This window comes from Enterobacter cloacae complex sp. 394I7 (assembly GCF_057320345.1).
In genome coordinates, this window is the sequence record NZ_JBXWCR010000002.1 from 223,953 (window position 1) to 246,559 (window position 22,607).

Genomic DNA, 22,607 nt, shown 5'->3' on the forward strand with positions numbered 1-22,607 from the left:
TCATAAGCTAATGTGATGGCCCGTTTTACCTTATGGTTAATCGCCGGTTTCGGTGGTAAGTTCAGGTAAAAGAGAACGTTTGCGTCGGGGTCCAGAAAGCGATCGCGGCGCCGGGTTTCGTGGCACTGTTCAGGTGTGCGAAACGCAAGACAGCCCTGCTTATTCAACGAGGAAAAGATGGCTCAACAGACTCCTTTGTACGAACAACACGTGTTATGCGGCGCACGCATGGTGGACTTCCATGGCTGGATGATGCCGCTGCACTACGGCTCGCAGATTGATGAGCACCACGCGGTGCGCACCGATGCCGGTATGTTCGACGTGTCACACATGACGATTGTCGACCTGCATGGCAGCCGCACCCGGGAGTTTTTACGTTATCTGCTGGCAAACGACGTCGCCAAACTGAAGACGCCAGGCAAAGCGCTCTACACCGGCATGCTAAATGCCTCCGGCGGCGTAATTGATGACCTCATCGTCTATTACTTCTCTGAAGATTTCTTCCGCCTCGTTGTAAACTCCGCCACCCGCGAAAAAGACCTCTCCTGGATTACCCAACACGCTGAGCCTTACGCCATCGACATCACCGTCCGCGATGATCTGTCGCTGATCGCCGTACAGGGGCCGAACGCGCAGTCTAAAGCCGCCTCTCTGTTCACCGATGAGCAGCGTAAAGCCACCGACGGCATGAAGCCGTTCTTCGGCGTACAGGCGGGCGATCTGTTTATCGCGACCACCGGCTACACCGGTGAAGCGGGCTATGAAATTGCCATGCCGAATGAGAAAGCCGCCGATTTCTGGCGTGCGCTGGTGGAAGCCGGCGTTAAGCCGGCAGGTCTGGGTGCGCGCGATACGCTGCGTCTGGAAGCCGGTATGAACCTCTACGGGCAAGAGATGGATGAAGGCGTGTCACCGCTGGCGGCCAACATGGGCTGGACCATCGCCTGGGAACCTGCTGACCGTGAGTTTATTGGCCGTGAAGCGCTGGAAATGCAGCGTGAAAAGGGCACTGAACAACTGGTAGGCCTGGTGATGACCGAGAAAGGCGTGCTGCGCGGCGAGCTGCCGGTGCGTTTTACAGATGCTGACGGCAACCCGCGTGAAGGCGTGATCACCAGCGGTACCTTCTCCCCGACGCTGGGCTACAGTATTGCACTGGCGCGTGTTCCGGCGGGCATTGGCGAAACGGCAGTGGTGCAAATCCGCAACCGTGAAATGCCGGTCAACGTGACCAAACCGATTTTTGTTCGCGCCGGTAAGCCGGTCGCCTAATCATTTTTATCAGGAGAACTTCAATGAGCAATGTGCCAGCAGAACTGAAATACAGCAAAGAACACGAGTGGCTGCGCAAAGAGGCGGACGGCACTTACACCGTAGGGATCACCGAGCATGCGCAGGAGCTGCTGGGCGACATGGTGTTTGTTGACCTGCCTGAAGTCGGCGCATCCGTGGAAGCAGGCGATGACTGCGCCGTGGCCGAGTCCGTAAAAGCGGCTTCTGATATCTACGCCCCGGTAAGCGGTGAAATTGTTGCCGTGAACGACGCCCTGAGCGACTCCCCGGAGCTGGTGAACAGCGAGCCTTATGAAGGCGGCTGGATCTTCAAGATCAAAGCCAGCGACGAATCGCAGGTCGCCGCGCTGCTGGATGCCACCGCGTACGAAGCGCTGTTAGAAAACGAGTAAGCCTTAACCCTCTCCCCTTTGGGGGGAGGGTAGGGTGAGGGGAACAGACGACACCCTCACCCCAGCCCTTTCCCTCAGGGAGAGGGAGAAAACACATTCACTGCACGTTTCAGGAACCATCGCTCATGACACAGACTTTAAGCCAGCTTGAAAACCGTGGCGCCTTCATTGAACGTCACATTGGGCCGGATGCTCAGCAACAGCAGGAGATGCTGAAGACAGTTGGCGCGGATTCATTAAATGCACTGATCGGCCAGATTGTGCCAAAAGACATCCAGCTTGCCACGCCGCCTCAGGTGGGTGAAGCCACCACTGAATTCGCCGCTCTGGCGGAGCTGAAGGCAATTGCCGGCCTGAACAAGCGCTATAAGTCTTACATTGGCATGGGCTACACCAACGTGCAGTTACCCCCGGTTATTCTGCGTAATATGCTGGAAAACCCGGGCTGGTACACCGCCTACACCCCGTATCAGCCAGAAGTTTCTCAGGGCCGTCTGGAAGCGCTGCTGAACTTCCAGCAGGTTACGCTGGATTTGACCGGCCTGGATATCGCGTCCGCTTCACTGCTGGATGAAGCCACCGCCGCCGCCGAAGCAATGGCAATGGCGAAGCGCGTGAGCAAACTGAAAAATGCCAACCGCTTCTTCGTGGCAGCGGACGTGCATCCGCAAACGCTTGATGTGGTTCGTACCCGTGCCGAAACCTTTGGTTTTGACGTGATTGTCGACGACGCCGACAAAGTCCTCGATCATCAGGATGTGTTTGGCGTGCTGCTGCAACAGGTCGGCACCACCGGCGACGTTCACGACTACAGCGCACTGATTGCTGAGCTGAAGGCCCGCAAAGTGGTTGTCAGCGTCGCGGCTGATTTTATGGCGCTGGTCCTGCTGACGGCTCCAGGTAAACAGGGCGCGGACATTGTTTTCGGTTCTGCACAACGCTTTGGTGTCCCGATGGGCTACGGTGGCCCACATGCGGCGTTCTTTGCCGCAAAAGATGAATTCAAACGCTCCATGCCTGGCCGTATCATCGGCGTTTCAAAAGATGCCGCCGGTAACACCGCGCTGCGCATGGCAATGCAGACTCGCGAGCAGCATATTCGTCGTGAGAAAGCGAACTCCAACATCTGTACCTCGCAGGTCCTGCTGGCCAATATCGCCAGCCTGTACGCTGTCTTCCACGGTCCGGTTGGCCTGAAACGCATTGCCAGCCGTATTCACCGTCTGGCGGATATTCTGGCCTGTGGTCTGCAGCAGAAAGGCCTGAAACTGCGCCACGCCCATTATTTTGACACGCTGTGCGTTGAGGTGGCTGACAAAGCCGCGGTGCTGGCTCGTGCTGACGCGGCAGAGATCAACCTGCGTAGCGACATCCATAACGCGGTAGGCATTACCCTGGATGAAAGCACTACCCGCGAAGATATCGTTAACCTGTTTAACGTCTTGCTGGGCGATGCGCACGGCCTGGACATTGATACGCTCGATAAAGATGTCGCGCTCGACAGCCGCTCTATCCAGGAAAGCATGCTGCGTGATGATGCGATCCTGACTCACCCGGTGTTCAATCGCTACCACAGCGAAACCGAGATGATGCGCTATATGCACTCTCTGGAGCGCAAAGACCTGGCGCTGAACCAGGCGATGATCCCGCTGGGCTCTTGCACCATGAAGCTGAACGCTGCGGCAGAGATGATCCCAATCACCTGGCCTGAATTTTCCGAGCTGCACCCGTTCTGCCCACCAGAGCAGGCCGAAGGTTACCATCTGATGATCAACCAGCTCTCCGACTGGCTGGTGAAGCTGACCGGTTACGATGCACTCTGCATGCAGCCAAACTCCGGGGCGCAGGGGGAATACGCGGGCCTGCTGGCAATTCGTCACTATCACGAAAGCCGCAATGAAGGGCATCGCGATATCTGCCTGATCCCGAGTTCTGCGCATGGCACCAACCCGGCGTCTGCCCAGATGGCGGGTATGGAAGTGGTGGTGGTGGCCTGCGACAAGAATGGCAATATTGACCTGGCCGATCTGCGTGCGAAAGCCGAGCAGGCGGGCGAAAAACTCTCCTGCATCATGGTGACCTACCCGTCCACCCACGGTGTGTACGAAGAGACCATCCGTGAAGTGTGTGAAGTCGTCCATCAGTTCGGCGGTCAGGTTTATCTCGACGGTGCAAACATGAACGCACAGGTTGGCATTACCTCTCCGGGCTTTATCGGCGCGGATGTGTCGCACCTGAACCTGCATAAAACCTTCTGTATTCCACACGGCGGTGGCGGCCCGGGTATGGGCCCAATCGGTGTGAAAGCACACCTGGCGCCGTTTGTCCCAGGCCACAGCGTAGTGCAGATTGAAGGCATGTTGACCCGTCAGGGCGCGGTCTCTGCGGCACCGTTCGGTAGCGCTTCAATCCTGCCCATCAGCTGGATGTACATCCGCATGATGGGCGCGGAAGGGCTGAAGCAGGCAAGCCAGGTGGCTATCCTCAACGCTAACTACATCGCAACGCGTCTGAAAGAAGCGTATCCGGTGCTCTACACGGGCCGTGATGGTCGTGTGGCGCACGAGTGCATCCTCGATATCCGTCCTTTGAAAGAAGAGACAGGTATCAGCGAGCTGGATATTGCTAAGCGTCTGATCGACTACGGATTCCATGCGCCAACCATGTCGTTCCCGGTGGCGGGTACGCTGATGGTTGAACCCACCGAGTCTGAAAGCAAAGTTGAGCTGGACCGCTTTATTGACGCGATGCTGGCTATCCGCACTGAAATCGACCGCGTGAAAGCCGGTGAGTGGACGCTGGCTGATAACCCGCTGGTTAACGCACCGCACACCCAGAATGAGCTGGTCTCCGGGTGGGAGCACGATTATACCCGTGAGCAGGCGGTGTTCCCGGCCGGCATAGCAAACAAATACTGGCCGACCGTGAAACGTCTCGATGACGTCTACGGTGACCGTAATCTGTTCTGCTCTTGTGTGCCAATGAGCGAATACCAGTAATCGTTCCGCGGTTATAATGTGTACAGGCCGGGTCAGCGTTAACGCTACCCGGCTTTTTTTATAAGGAGACATAGATGGCAATTGCACTGGTCACCGGCGCCAGCCGCGGTATCGGTAAAGCCACCGCGCTGCAGCTGGCGCGCGAAGGCTACACCGTGGCGGTGAACTATCACCACAACATTAAAGCCGCGACGGATGTGATCACGATGATTACCGACGCGGGGGGTAACGCGTTTGCCGTGCGTGCAGATATCAGTGATGAAGCTCAGGTGCTGGCAATGTTCGACAGTATCGATCGTGAAGCCGGACCGCTTACCGCACTGGTGAACAACGCCGGGATCCTGTTTGAACAATCCACGATTGAACACCTCTCCGCTGAACGGATCAACCGCGTGTTAGCCACGAACGTGACCGGTTATTTCCTCTGCTGCCGCGAAGCGGTAAAACGCATGTCGTTCAGACATGGTGGCAAAGGCGGCGCGATCGTGAACGTGTCATCCGCGGCATCGCGCCTCGGTGCTCCGGGTGAATATGTGGATTACGCCGCGTCCAAAGGTGCTGTTGATTCGTTGACGACGGGATTATCGCTGGAAGTGGCAGCGCAAGGGATCCGCGTAAACTGCGTGCGTCCCGGGCTGATTTACACCGAGATTCATGCATCTGGCGGTGAGCCGGGCCGGGTGGATAGGGTCAAATCCATGCTGCCTATGCAGCGTGGCGGTCAGCCGGAAGAGGTGGCGCAGGCGATTGTCTGGCTGCTGAGCGAGAAAGCCTCGTATGTGACGGGAAGTTTTATTGAACTGGCGGGTGGGAAATAAACATCTCCTCTCCCCATCGGGGAGAGGAGAAAAGCGTTAAAGCGTCTCGCCGTTGCTGGCAATCACGTCTTTGTACCAGTTAAAGCTCTTTTTCCGCGAGCGTGACATATCGCCGGTACCGTCGTCGTGCTTGTTCACATAGATAAAGCCGTAGCGCTTGCTGTACTGGCCGGTAGTGAACGACACGCAGTCGATGCAGCCCCACGGGGTATAACCCATCAGATCCACACCATCATACGTGACGGCTTTCATCATCTCTTCCACGTGCGCACGCAGGTAGTCGATGCGGTAGTCATCGTTGATGCTGCCGTCTTCTTCTACTTTGTCGTAGGCGCCAAAGCCGTTTTCCACGATAAACAGCGGTTTCTGATAACGCTCGTACAATTCGCACAGGGAATAGCGCAGACCCACCGGGTCAATCTGCCAGCCCCAGTCAGAGGCTTTCACATGCGGGTTCGGTACGCTGCCTTCAAAGCCTGAGATAGCATCGCCAGTACCGCCTTCCGCTTTCACGGCGTTGGTCATGTAATAGCTGAAGCCCAGATAGTCACAGGTGCCTTCACGCAGGATCTGCTCGTCACCCGCTTCCATATGGATGGTGAAGCCACGGCGTTCCCATTCATTAAGCACATAGGATGGGTAGTAACCGCGCAGCTGGACATCGGTAAAGACATAGCGTTCACGCATGGATTCCTGTGCAAACATCACGTCCTCTGGTTTACAGGAGAACGGATAGAGCGCCACCATTGCCAGCATACAGCCGACTTTCATTTCCGGGTTAATGCGACGCGCCGCTTTCACCGCCAGCGCGCTGGCAACGAACTGGTGGTGCAGCACCTGGTACATGGTCTCTTCCGGATTGTCATGCTCGGTATAAACCACGCCTGAGCAGCAGTAGCCAAACAGCGGCGCACGCCAGTTACGCTGGTTGTTGATCTCGTTAAAGGTCATCCAGTATTTGACCTTATTTTTGTAACGCTCAAACACCACTTCCGCGAAGCGCACAAAGAAATCCACCACTTTACGGTTGGTCCAGCCGCCGTACTCCTGCACCAGGTGGAGCGGCATTTCGAAGTGGGAGAGGGTGATGACCGGTTCAATATTGTATTTCAGCAGCTCATCGAACATGTCGTCGTAGAACTTCAGGCCTTCTTCATTCGGCTGTGTTTCATCCCCTTTCGGGAAGATACGCGTCCAGGCGATAGAGGTGCGGAAACATTTGAAGCCCATCTCAGCAAACAGTTTGATGTCTTCTTTGTAATGGCCATGGAAGTCGATAGCTTCGTGGTTCGGATAGTATTTCCCCGGCACGACTTCCTGCGTGATTTCGCGCGGCACGCCGTGCGCACCGCCCGTTAAGACATCGCAGATGCTCGGCCCTTTACCGCCTTTGTTCCAGCCGCCTTCAACCTGGTGAGCGGCCACTGCGCCGCCCCATAAAAAGTCTTTTGGTAGGGTAAGTTTTTTCATCGCTGCTATTCTCAGTAAATGACATATTGCGTTCGAGTCTAGCAAAGCGGAATTAAATGTCACGATATAACAATTCGCTGAAAATGTAATTTGTCACATCGAAAAAACAGGGTGTTTTATTCTGTCAGTTTCTTCGCCAGTTTCCGGCCAAGTGATTCGAGAATATAGATGACGGGTATTTGTGTGGTGATATCGTACACGCCGCCTATCCGTGTCTGAGGGACATGCCAGGAGAGGTTAAAGTCCGCGAGCTTTGCTAGGCGCGAGTGCTCGTGGCTGGTAATGGAGAGCACTTTGCAGCGATGCAGGCTAAACTGGCTGGCAAAGCGCAGGATCTCTTCGGTTTCACCGGATACTGACAGCACAATCGCCAGCGCGTTTTTAGCCATATCATTGGTGACCGGGAAATAAGGATCGTCGATGTGGTTGCTGAATTTACCGATATTCGAAAAGAAGCGTGCGCCATATTTTGCCAGCGAGCCAGACGTGCCCGCACCGACAAATATAATACGTTCGGAGGATAAAATAATATCGACCGCCTCATCTAATAAAGCATCGAACTCTTCGTTATTAACGCCTTTAAAGAAGCTGATAATTTCACTGGCACCAAAATTTGCCTGCTGAGGTTCGTTCTGCTCTAAATAGAGCTTAAAGCGCACGCGGAATTCAGAGTAGCCTTCGCAGTTGAGTTTGCGGCAAAAGCGCAGGATAGTGGTCGTTGAGACGCCGGCCGCATCCGCCAGCTCGCGGATGGTCATGTACATGACTTTGTCACGATTTTTAATGACATAGTTGTAGACCATCATTTCCAGATTATTGAGACTGGCAATGGCGGCGTGGGTGAACATACTCACAATGGCGAAACTCTCATTCAGACATCATTTATCCATCATAACATGCAGCAAGTCGGCAGGATCCAATTTTATGCCCTTGATTCTTAATGATTAAATTTTAATGTGAACAAATGTTAGGTGAATAATTTGTTTATGTTCATGATTTATAGATAAAAATTATGTTTGTGAAATTATTTTAGCTAACAGGTGTTCACTGGAATCATTCTCAGTTAGCATAGACAGGTGATGAATATTCATCGTTAGTTTTCCCGGAGTTTTGTATGGTGAGCAGACCATTAATTGCACAGGGATATTCGCTGGCTGAGGAAATAGCCAACAGTATTAGCCACGGTATTGGCCTGGTTTTTGGGATTGTCGGTTTAGTGTTATTGCTGGTGCAGGCGGTGGATACGAATGCCAGCGCAATGGCCATTACCAGCTACAGTCTGTATGGCGGGAGTATGATCCTGCTGTTCCTGGCGTCGACGCTGTACCACGCTATCCCGCATCAACGGGCCAAGATCTGGCTCAAGAAATTCGACCACTGCGCTATCTATCTTCTTATTGCAGGTACCTACACGCCTTTCCTGCTGGTGGGTCTTAACTCGCCGCTGTCGCGTGGCCTGATGATTGTTATCTGGAGCCTGGCGCTGCTGGGGATCCTGTTTAAGCTGACCATTGCCCACCGGTTTAAGGTGCTGTCGCTGGTGACCTATCTCACGATGGGCTGGCTTTCGCTGATTGTGGTTTATCAACTGGCGATCAAGCTGGCGGTAGGGGGCGTGACGCTTCTGGCCGTTGGGGGCATCGTCTACTCGCTGGGCGTCATTTTCTATGTTTGCAAGCGTATCCCGTACAATCATGCTATCTGGCATGGGTTTGTGCTGGGCGGTAGCGTGTGCCACTTTTTAGCGATTTATCTCTATGTGGGGCAGGTTTAATTTCAGAACGTTGATCTTCTTGCCTTCGCCCTCTCTTCGTGAGAGTAAGCAAAAAAAAACGGTAACCGTCAGGTTACCGTTTTTTTATCTCGTCGCCGGGCAATGACGCCTTACTCTTCCAGCGAATACGGCAGTGGCTCAATGCTCAGCGTATTGGCATCGTCACGCACGCGGAACACGCTGTCGGCTTCCATATCGTTGTTCATGACGGCCTGAACCAGAAGGCGGCCATCATCCAGTTGAACTGCGGCTAACACCGTGCCGGTACGGCGCCAGTTCTCGCCCATCTTCAGCTCTAAATCTTCACCAGCGTCAGGCACGCGGCTGGCGTGGCCCGCCAGGGTCCACAGTGCGCGTTTGTTAGCTCCGCGGAATTTGGCGCGTGCCACCATTTCCTGGCCGGTATAGCACCCTTTCTTAAAGCTAATGCCACCCAGCGCTTGCAGGTTGGTGGCCTGAGGAATGAACTGCCCGCTGTTTGCGGCGTCAATCACCGGCAGACCGGCTTCAATGTTCAGCGCCAGCCACTGTTGGCTGTTATTAAACTGGGCTTCACCACGCAGCGCCTCGGTGACGCGTTCGGCGGTCGCGGTATCCGTGACTAACAGAAAGCGTTCCGCCGGGTGTTCAAACCACAGGATAGACGTTGCACCTTCGCTGACGACCTGTTTCTGGGCATCCGGGAGTTCACTGAACAGATTTTTCAGCGCCGCACGGGCCTGGAAGCCTGCCACGCCCAGCAGAACGTGTTCATCATCCGCGGCGATAGTGACTTTTGAGAAGACCGCGTATTTTTTCAGCTCGGTGAGCTGCGCGTCCCGCAGGCTGCGGCGCTCAATAAAGGCAAAACCCTCCTGACGACGGAAAAGGCGCAGGTTGCTCCACATCTTCCCTTTTGGATCGCAGTGTGCGACCAGCAGATGCTGGTGTTCGTCCATCTGGCTGACGTCGGCGGTTACCTGGCCCTGCAGGTATTTTTCGCTGTCTGCACCGGTGAGTGTCGCCAGCGCCCAGTCATCAAGAGTAATAAGCGTCAGCGGCAGACGCGCAGAGGCGGCGGGCTGGCGAGGAGAAAATGGTGTAAAGGCCATAACGATATCCTGAATTGCTTAACGCTTTGATAATGCCTAATGGTAAAAGAGCCTGCTGGCATTGCAAGTGCTTTCAACAGGCCATTTGTGCCATAACCCGGTTATGCGTAGCGCCACGCAAAATAGTGTAATCCGCTGTCTTTATAGGGTTTATTGTGGAAGCGCGCTCGTGGTTCGCAATATTCCAGTAAAGAAACGGTCAAAAACACGTTACACTAGCTGGTGTCCCCGCAGAGAAATCAAGAACACTGGACGGGGTGCCGACTGTGCCAAACGTAATGCAGGAAACAGAACATGGATATTAACAACAAGGCCCGTATTCACTGGGCGTGCCGTCGCGGCATGCGTGAACTTGATATTTCCATCATGCCTTTCTTCGAATATGAGTATGACAGCTTAAGCGATGATGATAAGCGTCTGTTTGTTCGCCTGCTTGAGTCTGACGATCCTGATTTATTTAACTGGCTGATGAATCACGGCAAACCCGCCGACACCGAGTTGCAACGGATGGTGCAATTAATTCAAACACGGAATCAGGAACGTGGTCCTGTGGCAATCTGACCTTCGCGTCTCGTGGCGCTCGCAGTGGATGTCGTTGTTGCTCCACGGCCTGGTCGCGGCCTTTGTGTTACTGATGCCGTGGCCGCTTAGCTATACGCCTCTGTGGCTGCTGTTGCTGTCGTTTGTGGTGTTTGACAGCGTGCGCAGCCAGCGCCGCATTCATGCCCGTCAGGGGGAGATCAAATTACTGATGGATTCCCGCCTGCGCTGGCAGGGAAAAGAGTGGGAAATTCTCGGTATGCCCTGGATGATCGCTTCCGGCATGATGCTGCGGCTACGTAGCGTGGACAGCGGGCGTCGCCAGCATCTGTGGCTGGCCGCGGACAGTATGGATAGCGCTGAGTGGCGGGACCTGCGTCGGATGTTATTACAGCAGCTGACGCAGGAGTAATTCGCGTTAGCTGAACTGTTCTGCCATTTCGCCCAGAATCTGCTCACACCAGCTTTGCAGGCGCTCATCGCTGAGATCGTACTGGTTGGTTTCATCCAGTGCCAGCCCGACAAACAGCTGCCCATCGGCAATAATCGGTTTCTTACTGGTGAACTCGTACCCTTCGGTTGGCCAGTAACCGATAAACGTGACGCCCTTCGGTGCCAGTTTGTCGTGCAGCATGCCGAGTGCGTCCAGGAACCACTCACCGTAACCCAGCTGATCTCCCATGCCGTACATGGCAATGATTTTGCCGTCGAGGGTAAGCGTATCAAGCTGGTCCCAGATGGCTTCCCAGTCTTCCTGTATTTCGCCAAAATCCCAGGTCGGGATGCCGAGGATCAGCACGTCGTACTGCTCCATCAGTGTAAGCGCGTCATCTTTCAGGTTATGCAACGTCACCAGTTCCGGGCCAATGATGTCCCGAATTTTCTCAGCCGCCATTTCGGTGTAGCAGGTGCTGGAACCATAGAACAGACCAATATTCATCGCGTGACTATCTCAATTCTTGCTTTGACTTTGCGCGTAGTGTACCAGAAACCGGTAGCAATCAGGCATAATGGCCTGACTGCAGAATCAAAGGGGCTGATGTGGAAAAGGATCTCGCACTCATCGAACAGTTTCTCGATGCTCTGTGGCTGGAGAAGAACCTGGCCGAGAATACGCTCAGTGCCTACCGGCGCGATCTCACCATGCTGGTGGAGTGGCTGGCGCACCGTGGGCTGTCGCTGGCGAACGCCCAAAGCGACGACCTGCAGGCGCTGCTGGGCGAGCGGATGGAAGGGGGCTACAAGGCCACCAGTTCCGCACGTTTGCTCAGCGCAATGCGTCGGCTGTTCCAGCACCTCAACCGTGAAAAAATTCGCGAAGACGATCCCAGCGCGCTCCTGGCCTCCCCGAAACTCCCGCAGCGGCTGCCGAAAGATCTCAGCGAAGCACAAGTTGAGAGATTATTACAGTCACCCGCAGTTGACCTGCCGCTGGAGTTACGCGATAAAGCCATGCTTGAGCTATTGTATGCTACCGGTTTGCGTGTTTCTGAACTGGTCGGCCTGACGATGAGCGACATTAGCCTTCGTCAGGGCGTGGTTCGCGTAATCGGTAAAGGAAACAAGGAAAGGCTGGTGCCGCTGGGTGAAGAGGCGGTGTACTGGCTGGAAACGTATCTGGAGCACGGTCGTCCATGGTTACTTAATGGCGCTTCAATCGACGTCTTGTTCCCCAGCCAGCGCGCACAACAGATGACGCGGCAAACGTTCTGGCATCGCATCAAACATTACGCCACACTGGCGGGTATCGACAGTGAAAAGCTTTCGCCACACGTTTTGCGTCATGCCTTTGCGACGCATCTGCTGAACCACGGCGCCGACCTGCGCGTAGTGCAGATGCTGCTGGGACACAGCGATCTTTCCACGACCCAAATTTATACCCATGTCGCGACGGAACGGCTGCGGCAGCTACACCAACAGCACCACCCGCGAGCGTGAGTGCCGACGAATTAGGATCTTATATGAAAAAGTCTTTCGCGCTGTTCACCCTGCTGGCAGCCTCATTTACCGGTTTTGCCCATGCGGATGACGCCGCTATCAAACAGTCTCTGGCGAAGCTTGGCGTCACCAGCAGTGATATCCAGTCTGCACCGGTTGCCGGCATGAAAACGGTTCTGACGAACAGCGGCGTGCTGTACGTGACCGAAGACGGAAAACACATTATTCAGGGGCCAATGTACGACGTGAGCGGTGCACAGCCGGTCAACGTAACCAACCAGCTGCTGATGAAAAACCTGAACGCGCTCGAAAAAGAGATGATCGTTTATAAAGCGGCGCAGGAAAAACACGTCATTACCGTCTTCACCGACATCACCTGTGGCTACTGCCATAAGCTGCATGAAGAGATGAAAGATTACAACGCGCTGGGGATCACCGTGCGTTATCTGGCCTTCCCGCGCGCGGGCGTTGAGAGCAAGCCAGAGCAGGATATGAAAGCTATCTGGTGTGCGAAAGACCGCAACAAAGCCTTTGATGACGCGATGAATGGCAAAGGCGTGCAGCCTGCATCCTGCGACATTGATATCGCTAACCACTACGCGCTGGGTGTGCAGTTTGGCGTGAACGGTACGCCAGCGATTGTCCTGAGCAATGGCTATGTTGTTCCGGGTTATCAGGGACCTAAAGAGATGAAAGAGTTCCTCGACGCGCACCAGAAACAGTTTGGTGGTAAATAATTCGCGTGAAAGCCCCAATAAAACTGCGCCGCCGCGAGGCGGTTGAACATGCTGATTTGCCTGACGACCTCACGCCGCTGTTAAAGCGGCTTTACGCCAGCCGTGGCGTGCGTACCGCTGCCGACCTTGAGCGCAGCGTTAAAGGGATGTTGCCATGGCAGCAGTTAAACGGCATCGAAAAAGCCACAGAAATACTCTACAACGCGCTGTGTGAAGGTACGCGCATTGTGGTAGTGGGGGATTTTGATGCTGATGGCGCAACCAGTACCGCGTTGAGCGTGCTGAGCCTGCGCGCGCTGGGCTGCGACAACGTGACATATCTGGTGCCGAACCGGTTTGAAGATGGTTACGGCCTCAGCCCGGAAGTGGTCGATCAGGCCCATGCCCGCGGCGCACAGCTGATCCTGACCGTAGACAACGGGATCTCTTCCCATGCGGGCGTCGATCATGCGCATCAGCTGGGGATCCCGGTGCTGGTTACCGATCACCACCTGCCGGGTGAAACGCTGCCTGCCGCGGAAGCGATCATCAACCCGAACCTGCGCGACTGCGATTTCCCGTCGAAATCACTCGCAGGCGTCGGCGTGGCATTTTATCTGATGCTGGCGTTACGCACGCTGCTGCGTGATAAGGGCTGGTTCGACGCCCGCGGTATTACCGTGCCGAACCTGGCCGAGTATCTCGACCTGGTCGCACTGGGGACCGTCGCAGACGTGGTGCCGCTCGATACCAATAACCGTATTCTGACCTGGCAGGGCTTAAGCCGCATCCGGGCGGGCAAATGCCGTCCCGGTATCAAAGCGCTGCTTGAGATTGCTAACCGCGATCCGCTCAAGCTGGCGGCAAGCGATCTGGGCTTCGCTCTGGGGCCTCGCCTGAACGCGGCCGGCAGACTGGACGACATGTCCGTTGGCGTCGCGTTGCTGTTGTGCGACAACATTGGTGAAGCGCGCGTGCTGGCTAATGAGCTGGACGCCCTGAACCAGACCCGTAAAGAAATTGAACAGGGAATGCAGGTTGAAGCGCTGACCCTGTGCGAAAAACTGGAACGCAGCGGCGATACGTTGCCGGGCGGCCTGGCGATGTATCACCCTGAGTGGCATCAGGGCGTGGTGGGCATTCTGGCTTCGCGTATTAAAGAGCGTTTCCACCGCCCGGTCATTGCGTTTGCACCGGCTGGTGATGGCACCCTCAAAGGCTCCGGGCGTTCGATTCAGGGGCTGCACATGCGCGATGCGCTGGAGCGTCTGGATACCCTCTACCCGGGTCTGATGCTCAAGTTCGGCGGCCATGCCATGGCGGCAGGTTTGTCGCTGGAAGAGGCGAAGTTCGACGAGTTCCAGCGTCTGTTCGGCGAGCTGGTCACCGACTGGATTGACCCGGCCCTGCTGCAGGGCGAAGTGGTTTCCGACGGCGAACTCACGCCGGTTGAGATGACGATGGAAGTGGCACAGATGCTCCGGGATGCAGGGCCGTGGGGGCAGATGTTCCCGGAACCCCTGTTCGATGGCCGCTTCCGTCTGCTGCAACAGCGCATTGTTGGTGAGCGCCATCTGAAAGTGATGGTCGAGCCTGTAGGCGGTGGCCCGCTGCTGGACGGTATTGCCTTTAACGTCGATACCGCTGTCTGGCCGGACAACGGCGTGCGCGAAGTTGAGCTGGCATACAAACTGGATATAAACGAGTTCCGCGGTAACCGCACCCTTCAGATCATCATCGACAATATCTGGCCAATTTAGCGGCAGTAATCTCTATAAAAAAGGGCGTGGATTCGGTACAATCCCGCTCTTATCACCGCATTTTGACAAGTCCATAAAAGAAAACAGACCATGTTTGAAATTAATCCGGTAAAAAACCGTATTCAGGACCTCACGGAGCGCTCTGACGTTCTTAGGGGGTATCTTTGACTACGATGCCAAGAAAGAGCGTCTTGAAGAAGTAAACGCCGAGCTGGAACAGCCGGACGTCTGGAACGAACCTGAACGCGCGCAGGCGCTGGGTAAAGAGCGTTCCTCTCTCGAAGCTATCGTAGATACGCTGGATCAAATGGCTCAGGGGCTGGAAGATGTTTCCGGTTTACTGGAGCTGGCCGTCGAAGCTGACGACGAAGAAACCTTTAACGAAGCCGTGGCTGAACTCGACGTGCTCGAAGAGAAGCTGGCACAGCTTGAATTCCGTCGCATGTTCTCCGGTGAATACGATAACGCTGACTGCTATCTCGATATTCAGGCAGGTTCTGGCGGTACCGAAGCCCAGGACTGGGCTAGCATGCTGATGCGCATGTATCTGCGCTGGGCGGAAGCCCGCGGCTTCAAAACCGAAATCATCGAAGAGTCTGAAGGTGAAGTGGCCGGTATTAAATCTGTCACCATCAAGATTATTGGCGATTACGCCTACGGCTGGCTGCGTACCGAGACGGGGGTTCACCGCCTGGTGCGTAAGAGCCCGTTCGACTCCGGCGGCCGTCGTCACACCTCCTTCAGCTCCGCGTTTGTCTATCCGGAAGTTGACGAAGATATCGATATCGACATCAACCCGGCGGATCTGCGTATCGACGTTTACCGCGCATCCGGCGCGGGTGGTCAGCACGTTAACCGTACGGAATCTGCGGTGCGTATCACCCACATTCCAACCGGGCTGGTGACGCAATGCCAGAACGACCGTTCCCAGCATAAGAACAAAGACCAGGCCATGAAGCAGATGAAAGCGAAGCTTTATGAGCTGGAGATACAGAAGAAAAATGCTGAGAAACAGGCGATGGAAGATAACAAATCTGACATCGGTTGGGGCAGCCAGATCCGTTCTTACGTCCTTGATGACTCCCGCATCAAAGACCTGCGTACCGGGGTTGAAACCCGTAACACGCAGGCGGTGCTGGACGGCAGCCTGGACCAATTTATCGAAGCAAGTTTGAAAGCAGGGTTATGAGGAACCAACATGTCTGAACAACAAGCACAGGGCGCTGACGCGGTAGTCGATCTTAATAACGAACTGAAAACCCGCCGCGAGAAGCTGGCAGCACTGCGCGAGCAGGGCGTGCCGTTCCCGAACGATTTTCGTCGTGACCATACCTCAGACCAACTGCACGCTGACTTCGACGGTAAAGAGAACGAAGAGCTGGAAGCGCTGAACATCGAAGTGGCCGTTGCTGGCCGCATGATGACCCGTCGTATCATGGGTAAAGCCTCCTTCGTGACGCTGCAGGACGTTGGCGGCCGTATTCAGCTGTACGTCTCCCGTGACGACCTGCCGGAAGGCATCTACAACGAGCAGTTCAAGAAGTGGGACCTGGGCGATATCCTGGGGGCGAAAGGTCAGCTGTTCAAAACCAAGACCGGTGAGCTGTCTATCCACTGCACCGAACTGCGTCTGCTGACCAAAGCCCTGCGCCCGCTGCCGGACAAATTCCATGGCCTGCAGGATCAGGAAGCGCGCTACCGTCAGCGTTACCTGGATCTCATCTCCAACGATGAATCCCGTAAGACCTTCAAGATTCGCTCTCAGATCATGGCCGGTATCCGCCAGTTCATGGTTAACCGCGACTTTATGGAAGTGGAAACCCCAATGATGCAGGTGATCCCAGGCGGTGCGTCTGCACGTCCGTTCATCACCCATCACAACGCCCTCGATCTGGACATGTACCTGCGTATCGCGCCGGAACTGTACCTGAAGCGTCTGGTCGTCGGTGGTTTTGACCGCGTGTTCGAAATCAACCGTAACTTCCGTAACGAAGGCATCTCCGTGCGTCATAACCCAGAGTTCACCATGATGGAACTCTATATGGCGTATGCGGATTATAAAGATCTGATCGAGCTGACCGAATCACTGTTCCGTACCCTGGCGCAGGACATTCTGGGCACCACTAAAGTGCCTTACGGTGAAGAAGTCTTCGACTTCGGCAAGCCGTTCGAAAAACTGACCATGCGCGAAGCGATCATGAAATACCGTCCAGAAACCAACATGGCCGATCTGGATAACTTCGACTCTGCGAAAGCGATCGCGGAAAGCATCGGTATCAAAGTTGAGAAGAGCTGGGGTCTGGGCCGTATCGTGACCGAGATCTTCGAAGAAGTGGCCGAAGCGCACCTGATTCAGCCGACCTTCATCACCGAATACCCGGCAGAAGTTTCTCCGCTGGCACGTCGTAATGATGTGAACCCGGAAATCACTGACCGCTTTGAGTTCTTCATCGGTGGCCGCGAAATCGGCAACGGCTTTAGCGAGCTGAACGATGCAGAAGATCAGGCTCAGCGCTTCCAGGATCAGGTTAACGCGAAAGCGGCGGGCGATGACGAAGCGATGTTCTTCGACGAAGACTATGTGACTGCGCTGGAGCACGGTCTGCCACCAACCGCAGGTCTGGGGATTGGTATCGACCGTATGGTTATGCTGTTCACTAACAGCCACACCATCCGTGATGTGATCCTGTTCCCGGCGATGCGCCCGGTGAAGTAAGCCGTTAAGACAGTAAAAAAAGCCCCGAAAGGGGCTTTTTTATTGCGCCGCGAAGGCCCTGAGCGCGTCGCGGGCGACCGTCGCTTCCTGCACCATCCACGGGCTAAAGCTCCAGGGGGCAGCGTCCAGTGCGCGGAACAACGCTTCCAGTTCGACCCATTCATACTCCAACACTTCATCGTGATTAATATGCAGTTCGCTGGTGACGCGTGCTGCGAATACCGGGCAAATCTCGTTCTCCACGATCCCCGAAGGATCGGCTTCACGGTAACGGAATTCAGCGGCGATGGGGGTGATATTGGCGATCTCGGCGCCAACCTCAAAGCGGCAACGGCGGATGATAGCCTGTTCCGTCTTTTCACCGGACTGAGGATGTCCGCAAACGGAGTTGGTCCAGACCCCTGGCCAGGCTTTTTTGCTTAAGGCGCGTCGGGTAACCAGACACTCACCTCTGGCGTTAAAAAGCCACGATGAGAAAGCCAGGTGCAGCGGGGTGTGGGCGGTGTGCGCGGCGTACTTTTCCTGAGTGCCAATCACCATTCCCTGGTCATTTACCAAAATAACGTGTTCTTGAATACTCATTGATGCTCCAGTGCCAACGATGCGGATGGCTCAGCACCATCAGCAGTTGCATTATACTGCATTCCTCCATGCGCCGTTTGCTCTCAAGAGCGGAAAAGGGCTGACCCATATCAGTCTGGGCTGGTATCATAGTGCGCCATTCACGCTGACCGAGGATCTGTTTTGTTTGCAGGAAGCCTGACGAGAAATCCCATTACCGCCGTTTTTTGTCTGACGCTGACGCTATTACTGGCAGGCTGTTCAGGAAGCAAGTCGTCGGATATGGGCAGCTATTCCGGTGCGGTTTATACCGTTAAGCGCGGGGATACGCTGTATCGGATTTCGCGCGCAACGGGGACCAGCGTGAAGGATCTGGCGCGTCTGAATAACATCTCTCCACCCTACACCATCGAGGTGGGGCAGAAACTGAAGGTTAACGGTGGCGCGTCTTCAACGAAGAAATCCTCTAAAGGCAAAACAGCTAAAGTGACGCCGTCTTACGCGGTGCCGCAGTCTTCATGGCCTCCGGTCGGCCAGCGTTGCTGGGTCTGGCCTGCCAGCGGCAAGGTCGTGTTGCCTTACTCCTTGTCTGAGGGGGGCAATAAAGGCATTGATATCGCTGCTGCGCGCGGCACGCCAGTCTATGCATCAGGGGCAGGGAAGGTGGTCTACGTCGGCAACCAGCTGCGCGGTTACGGTAACCTGATCATGATTAAACATGGGGAAGATTACATCACTGCCTATGCCCACAACGATACGATGCTGGTGAACAACGGGCAGAATGTGAAGGCTGGGCAGAAGATTGCCACCATGGGCAGTACCGGCACGGACTCGGTGAAGTTACACTTCCAGATCCGCTATCGCGCCACAGCCATCGATCCGCAGCGTTATCTTCCGGTGCCAGGCAGTAAGCCAAAGTGCTAAGTGATTATATAATCGCCATTTAGTTGCAAAGAGGCTTGTATGAAGAGGCGTAAGGTCTATAATGCCTTACGCACCTCAAAGCGGGCGTAGTTCAATGGTAGAACGAGAGCTTCCCAAGCTCTATACGAGGGTTCGATTCCCTTCGCCCGCTCCAGTCTCTCCCTTTCTGAAGAAGCCCTTTAAATCCTTCTCTATCAGCAAATTAAATAGTTACCTGTTTTAGTCGCCTATGGGTTCTACCACTATGATCCGCCCCTGGTAACTGTCACGCTAAGTTACACGGTGAGATGACAGGATAACTCAGCGTTGGCGGCAGTTGCATCCTCACACCGCGATAGTAAAACGTGAAAAAAACCTATCCTGGCATTGTTATGGCATCGACAGACTGATCACTCGCATTAAAGCCCGATATACAGGCTCTTCCAGCGCTTCGACAGATATACGAGCACCCTGATAAGGTGTGATCCCTCAGACAATCTGATGACGTCGTTACGCTCCGCTTGTTACTTGTACCACTAACGGGGCTTTATGGCTTCTATTGTCCAAAATCTGTTAGTTGCGCATTTTATGCACCCTGGATACCCTGAGATTAATCCTATTAACTCAAGGGTGAGCATGGCTATCGGGAAGAGACAGAACCAAAAGGAATCACCTGAAGAAGAGTTAGATCGCTTGCTGGATGAGCTTGAACTCACACAAGAGCAACGAGAGTTTATAGAATCTATGCGGCAAGAGGAGGGGGATAAAAGCAACGGGGAGTAGTGTTTGCACCGTCACTGCGTTTGATGAATGGCTAAAGTTCGCGTATAGACTATTTCGAATTATGATTTTACGATGTAGATAAATCATACAAGGAGGGCAGTTTATGAGCGCGCAGGCGGAGGAAGGTACATTACGCCGGATGACGTTAGGCGAGATTGCAATGGCTCGTAGGGTGTTCGGAGATTCAATAGTTTATAGCCGTGTCTGGATTCATTGCGACAGCTATTTACCCTTCGGACTACAGAAACAAAACTATGCGATGACTCCCAACGGAGAGTTATGGTACAGAAAGTCGATGTACAGAGAAGATTTTTCCGCAAACTCTGTTTTTATCGAAGATAAATACGTTTTCATCCATGAACTGGGGCATGTGTGGCAACACCAACATGGGCAATGGGTGAGAGTGAGGGGGGCTTTTAGCTGGGCTGCTGAATATACCTACAAGCTGGATAAAGAAAAGCTCACTGATTACTCTCTTGAACAGCAAGCCTCTATTTTGGCTGATTACTGGTTACTGCTGGTTTATGGTATCAGTAAGTGGTCTTACTATCAGAGACCAGGGCGCATGGGGATGTACAGGGGCGTTGATATGTTGCAGGATGTCCCCTCGCTTTATCAGAAAATCGTAACAGGGAAGGGGCGTTAAACATGAAGAATAAAATATTGCTGGGTGTTGTATTCCTCTTAACGGGATGCCCTGGGCCTGGTGATCGAATGGTAGATCGCGAATCTACAACGGCATTAATCAAAGATAATCAAGTTTGTGTGGTGTCACCACTGGAGCCGCAGGAACGGATCACTGCTATTCAAATCAATAGCGATAATAGCGACTCTCTTCACAAGATTTTCGATGACAAGCCTGTTTATGTACCGAAGGGTGAGTGTCTTCCAGTATTTGGATTTAAATTTACATCTGGAAAACGATATAACTTCGCGTATGACGTCCAATCTGATAAGTCAGAATCGCATTTAGTCACCGCAGAATTTTCGTATCCCAAAGGATAAGGGGGGCAGAATGCCCCCAAGATCTTACTTCTTCAAGTCACCAGTATATTGATATTCCATTGTGACTATTGTTTCCATACATCCGCTTGAGGATGGTTGAGAACAAACTCAGGTATAACCGCCGTGACCTGCTCCCCATTCATTAACACATCACAATGTAAGTTATATCTGTATAAACAACATGAGGACATCCCCTTAAAAAAGTGTTTTTTACAAACACATCATCTTTATCCTCCGCCAGGCCAGACTGGGATTTTGCATTGAAACGCTGTCTTAAGGATGCTATTTAAGACGCCATCTTCTGGAACTTATGCAAGAAGTCTGGCGGTATGGAAGTATCCGAAGTGAAGCGGGAAGCCGTGGGTGTTATGTCTGAGTGAATATGGATTCAGCGATATTTTCATGCCCGGAAAATCATAAATGGCTTGCGGCAGGGCTATAACGAGTACAGACCTCATTTATCGCTTAATGATCAGACTCCATCTTAATTTGTCGCAGGACTGACTTTTAATCAAAAAAATAGGGGGGTAAATTCTTACCGCCTGGTAATAACTCCACCCCTTCAAAAAAATCAGGACTGTTTTGCCGCTTTACTCTGTGGGCAATCGTTGCCGCCCTGCATCACAACTTTTTCACTGCGCGAAGCATCGCCATACACGCATAACGTACCTTCATCGGTATGAATTTGCTCTTTCAGCGGCAGGGACGTTTCCTGGGCGATGGCATAGCAGGAGAGCGCCGGGAAAAGGGTGAGGGCACTTATGAACAGAAAGGTTTTCATCATCTCGCTCCAGAACAGGGATAACGTTTACTGTGTTATCACACCCTTAAGCCGGTAATCGCTGCGTACCCGCTAGCTTTTTTCCATCACCGACTGGCGAGGTGTGAGTTTACCAATCACGGGGGAGAGCTCTGACGTGCGAACAGGTCGGCCATCCACCAGGCTTTTAATGCGCTCAACGCACTGAGTGAGCAACTGATCCATTGGCCACGAGATACAGGTCAGCTGTGGATAGAGCTGGGTTGCCAGAGGCGAATCTTCCAGACTCAGCAGCGATACTTCCTGCGGAACGGAAATGCCAAATTCCCGGAACAGACGCATCGCTTCAGCGGCATAGGCATCACGTTTAACCACAATGGCGGAAAACTTGCTCAGGCTGTTGATAAGCGTCAACAGCGCCTGTTCAACATCTTCATTCGCCGTTAAAACCAGCTGGCGATTAAACGGCAAAGAGTAGTTTTGCAGGACGTTGCGATAGCCTTCCACCATCTTTTTACTGTTGTCATCGTGTTCGCTGTCAATCACCAGTGCGATATTGCGATGGCCCTTACCCGTCATGTAACGACAGGCGCTTTCCGTCGCAAAGGCAAAGTCATATCCCTGAGGTTTCGCATCCACCACGGGACGATCGAAGGAGATGACATTCTCTGCGCTACCGGCCGCAACCGGCCCAAAGACTACGACAGCAACGCACTGGCGCTGAAGATCATCAACGGTGACAGCCTGCTCAACAGGATCGTTTACGTACTCTACGATGAGCGTTTTATTCAACGCTTTCATGGCGCGGGAGAGCGCAGGCAGCAAACGTGCTCCGCTGCTTTCATCCTTTGCAGAGAGAACCAGACCAACGTAGCTTGATGACTGACTTGCCAGGTTTTGCGCGGCAAAGCTTGGGCGATAATTAAGCTCTTCTACGGCGCGCAGCACGGCTTCACGGCTCTCTTCGCGCACGCCGCGCGTCCCCGTCAACACGCGTGAGACGGTTGCTCGTGAGACATTGGCTAATCGTGATACATCGTCAATCGTTGGCATAGCATTTTCTGCGTGGTGGGTTTTGGTTATCTTAA

The 22,607-nt window shown here is 53.9% G+C and carries 24 protein-coding genes and 1 tRNA gene; 18 read left to right on the forward strand and 7 right to left on the reverse strand.

The annotated features are described in order from the left end of the window. Positions 1 to 177: 177 nt before the first annotated feature. The 4 genes from gcvT (at position 178) to AC2FAP_RS12160 (ending at position 5,502) form a co-directional block, all read left to right on the forward strand. Entirely contained in the window at positions 178 to 1,272 is a 1,095-nt protein-coding gene (gene gcvT, locus AC2FAP_RS12145) for a glycine cleavage system aminomethyltransferase GcvT (protein WP_040018862.1), read from the forward strand. A gap of 23 nt (positions 1,273 to 1,295) precedes the next feature. Continuing rightward, the gene (gcvH, locus tag AC2FAP_RS12150) at positions 1,296 to 1,685 is read left to right on the forward strand and encodes a glycine cleavage system protein GcvH (RefSeq protein WP_014171522.1); all 390 of its coding nucleotides are present in this window, start codon (positions 1,296 to 1,298) and stop codon (positions 1,683 to 1,685) included. Between the two features lie 125 nt (positions 1,686 to 1,810). Next, entirely contained in the window at positions 1,811 to 4,684 is a 2,874-nt protein-coding gene (gene gcvP / locus AC2FAP_RS12155; RefSeq protein WP_449541306.1) for an aminomethyl-transferring glycine dehydrogenase, read from the forward strand. A 74-nt stretch (positions 4,685 to 4,758) separates the two neighbouring features. Continuing rightward, on the forward strand, positions 4,759 to 5,502 hold the full coding sequence (locus AC2FAP_RS12160) for an SDR family oxidoreductase (protein WP_014171520.1): 744 nt from the start codon (positions 4,759 to 4,761) through the stop codon (positions 5,500 to 5,502). Positions 5,503 to 5,538: 36 nt separating this feature from the next. Here AC2FAP_RS12160 and bglA read toward each other — a convergent pair whose 3' ends face one another. After that, positions 5,539 to 6,972, reverse strand: a complete 1,434-nt coding sequence (gene bglA, locus AC2FAP_RS12165; protein ID WP_032678925.1) for a 6-phospho-beta-glucosidase BglA — start codon at positions 6,970 to 6,972, stop codon at positions 5,539 to 5,541. Positions 6,973 to 7,088: 116 nt separating this feature from the next. Further along, a complete protein-coding gene (locus AC2FAP_RS12170; protein WP_040018863.1) occupies positions 7,089 to 7,820 on the reverse strand; it encodes a MurR/RpiR family transcriptional regulator in 732 nt (243 codons plus the stop codon). Positions 7,821 to 8,086: 266 nt separating this feature from the next. Between AC2FAP_RS12170 and trhA the strand changes: the two genes are divergently transcribed. Beyond that, a complete protein-coding gene (gene trhA / locus AC2FAP_RS12175; RefSeq protein WP_014171517.1) occupies positions 8,087 to 8,746 on the forward strand; it encodes a PAQR family membrane homeostasis protein TrhA in 660 nt (219 codons plus the stop codon). 110 nt (positions 8,747 to 8,856) lie between these two features. Here trhA and ygfZ read toward each other — a convergent pair whose 3' ends face one another. Beyond that, positions 8,857 to 9,837 (reverse strand): tRNA-modifying protein YgfZ, encoded by a 981-nt coding sequence (gene ygfZ, locus AC2FAP_RS12180; protein ID WP_020883730.1) that lies wholly within the window; start codon positions 9,835 to 9,837, stop codon positions 8,857 to 8,859. Between the two features lie 294 nt (positions 9,838 to 10,131). On the opposite strand from ygfZ, the gene sdhE reads away from it, so the two are divergent. Together sdhE and AC2FAP_RS12190 are read left to right on the forward strand one after the other, a co-directional pair. Continuing rightward, positions 10,132 to 10,398, forward strand: coding sequence for an FAD assembly factor SdhE (gene sdhE, locus AC2FAP_RS12185; protein ID WP_003863437.1), 267 nt, complete (start codon positions 10,132 to 10,134; stop codon positions 10,396 to 10,398). Beyond that, positions 10,379 to 10,789, forward strand: coding sequence for a protein YgfX (locus AC2FAP_RS12190; protein ID WP_014171514.1), 411 nt, complete (start codon positions 10,379 to 10,381; stop codon positions 10,787 to 10,789). The genes sdhE and AC2FAP_RS12190 overlap by 20 nt, the downstream gene beginning before the upstream one ends. A 6-nt stretch (positions 10,790 to 10,795) precedes the next feature. On the opposite strand, the gene fldB is transcribed toward AC2FAP_RS12190, so the two are convergent. Then, positions 10,796 to 11,317 carry a flavodoxin FldB gene (gene fldB, locus AC2FAP_RS12195; protein WP_049023375.1) on the reverse strand — a complete coding sequence of 174 codons (522 nt, stop codon included), beginning with the start codon at positions 11,315 to 11,317 and terminating at the stop codon, positions 10,796 to 10,798. A gap of 101 nt (positions 11,318 to 11,418) precedes the next feature. Between fldB and xerD the strand changes: the two genes are divergently transcribed. The 5 genes from xerD (at position 11,419) to lysS (ending at position 17,507) form a co-directional block, all read left to right on the forward strand. Next, complete coding sequence (gene xerD, locus AC2FAP_RS12200) at positions 11,419 to 12,315, forward strand: site-specific tyrosine recombinase XerD (RefSeq protein WP_014171511.1); 897 nt, start codon at positions 11,419 to 11,421, stop codon at positions 12,313 to 12,315. 23 nt (positions 12,316 to 12,338) lie between these two features. Beyond that, positions 12,339 to 13,052, forward strand: coding sequence for a bifunctional protein-disulfide isomerase/oxidoreductase DsbC (gene dsbC / locus AC2FAP_RS12205; RefSeq protein ID WP_020883731.1), 714 nt, complete (start codon positions 12,339 to 12,341; stop codon positions 13,050 to 13,052). Positions 13,053 to 13,057: 5 nt separating this feature from the next. Continuing rightward, positions 13,058 to 14,791, forward strand: a complete 1,734-nt coding sequence (gene recJ / locus AC2FAP_RS12210) for a single-stranded-DNA-specific exonuclease RecJ (protein ID WP_449541305.1) — start codon at positions 13,058 to 13,060, stop codon at positions 14,789 to 14,791. A gap of 90 nt (positions 14,792 to 14,881) precedes the next feature. Further along, positions 14,882 to 15,980 (forward strand): peptide chain release factor 2 gene (gene prfB / locus AC2FAP_RS12215; RefSeq protein WP_485452943.1). Its coding sequence is split into 2 segments (ribosomal slippage): positions 14,882 to 14,956 and positions 14,958 to 15,980, totalling 1,098 coding nucleotides; the frame shifts between segments, so codons are not numbered across the junction. A 9-nt stretch (positions 15,981 to 15,989) separates the two neighbouring features. Next, positions 15,990 to 17,507: a lysine--tRNA ligase gene (gene lysS, locus AC2FAP_RS12220; RefSeq protein WP_150342962.1), complete on the forward strand. Its 1,518-nt coding sequence runs from the start codon at positions 15,990 to 15,992 to the stop codon at positions 17,505 to 17,507. Positions 17,508 to 17,546: 39 nt separating this feature from the next. Here lysS and idi read toward each other — a convergent pair whose 3' ends face one another. Next, entirely contained in the window at positions 17,547 to 18,089 is a 543-nt protein-coding gene (idi, locus tag AC2FAP_RS12225; protein WP_040018866.1) for an isopentenyl-diphosphate Delta-isomerase, read from the reverse strand. Between the two features lie 162 nt (positions 18,090 to 18,251). Between idi and actS the strand changes: the two genes are divergently transcribed. The 6 genes from actS (at position 18,252) to AC2FAP_RS12255 (ending at position 21,247) form a co-directional block, all read left to right on the forward strand. Continuing rightward, a complete protein-coding gene (gene actS / locus AC2FAP_RS12230; protein WP_032680337.1) occupies positions 18,252 to 18,992 on the forward strand; it encodes an amidase activator ActS in 741 nt (246 codons plus the stop codon). An 80-nt stretch (positions 18,993 to 19,072) separates the two neighbouring features. After that, a tRNA-Gly gene (locus AC2FAP_RS12235) sits at positions 19,073 to 19,146 on the forward strand. Between the two features lie 374 nt (positions 19,147 to 19,520). Further along, a complete protein-coding gene (locus AC2FAP_RS12240; RefSeq protein ID WP_047356716.1) occupies positions 19,521 to 19,754 on the forward strand; it encodes a hypothetical protein in 234 nt (77 codons plus the stop codon). A 103-nt stretch (positions 19,755 to 19,857) separates the two neighbouring features. Next, on the forward strand, positions 19,858 to 20,400 hold the full coding sequence (locus AC2FAP_RS12245) for a type IV secretion protein Rhs (RefSeq protein ID WP_032680339.1): 543 nt from the start codon (positions 19,858 to 19,860) through the stop codon (positions 20,398 to 20,400). Between the two features lie 2 nt (positions 20,401 to 20,402). Then, the gene (locus AC2FAP_RS12250) at positions 20,403 to 20,759 is read left to right on the forward strand and encodes a putative T6SS immunity periplasmic lipoprotein (protein ID WP_025203316.1); all 357 of its coding nucleotides are present in this window, start codon (positions 20,403 to 20,405) and stop codon (positions 20,757 to 20,759) included. Between the two features lie 413 nt (positions 20,760 to 21,172). Continuing rightward, on the forward strand, positions 21,173 to 21,247 hold the full coding sequence (locus AC2FAP_RS12255) for a hypothetical protein (RefSeq protein ID WP_369797172.1): 75 nt from the start codon (positions 21,173 to 21,175) through the stop codon (positions 21,245 to 21,247). An 83-nt stretch (positions 21,248 to 21,330) separates the two neighbouring features. On the opposite strand, the gene AC2FAP_RS12260 is transcribed toward AC2FAP_RS12255, so the two are convergent. Both AC2FAP_RS12260 and AC2FAP_RS12265 read right to left on the reverse strand, forming a co-directional pair. Continuing rightward, entirely contained in the window at positions 21,331 to 21,543 is a 213-nt protein-coding gene (locus AC2FAP_RS12260; protein ID WP_080765218.1) for a hypothetical protein, read from the reverse strand. 69 nt (positions 21,544 to 21,612) lie between these two features. Next, the gene (locus tag AC2FAP_RS12265; RefSeq protein ID WP_025203317.1) at positions 21,613 to 22,572 is read right to left on the reverse strand and encodes a LacI family DNA-binding transcriptional regulator; all 960 of its coding nucleotides are present in this window, start codon (positions 22,570 to 22,572) and stop codon (positions 21,613 to 21,615) included. Positions 22,573 to 22,607 lie beyond the last annotated feature (35 nt).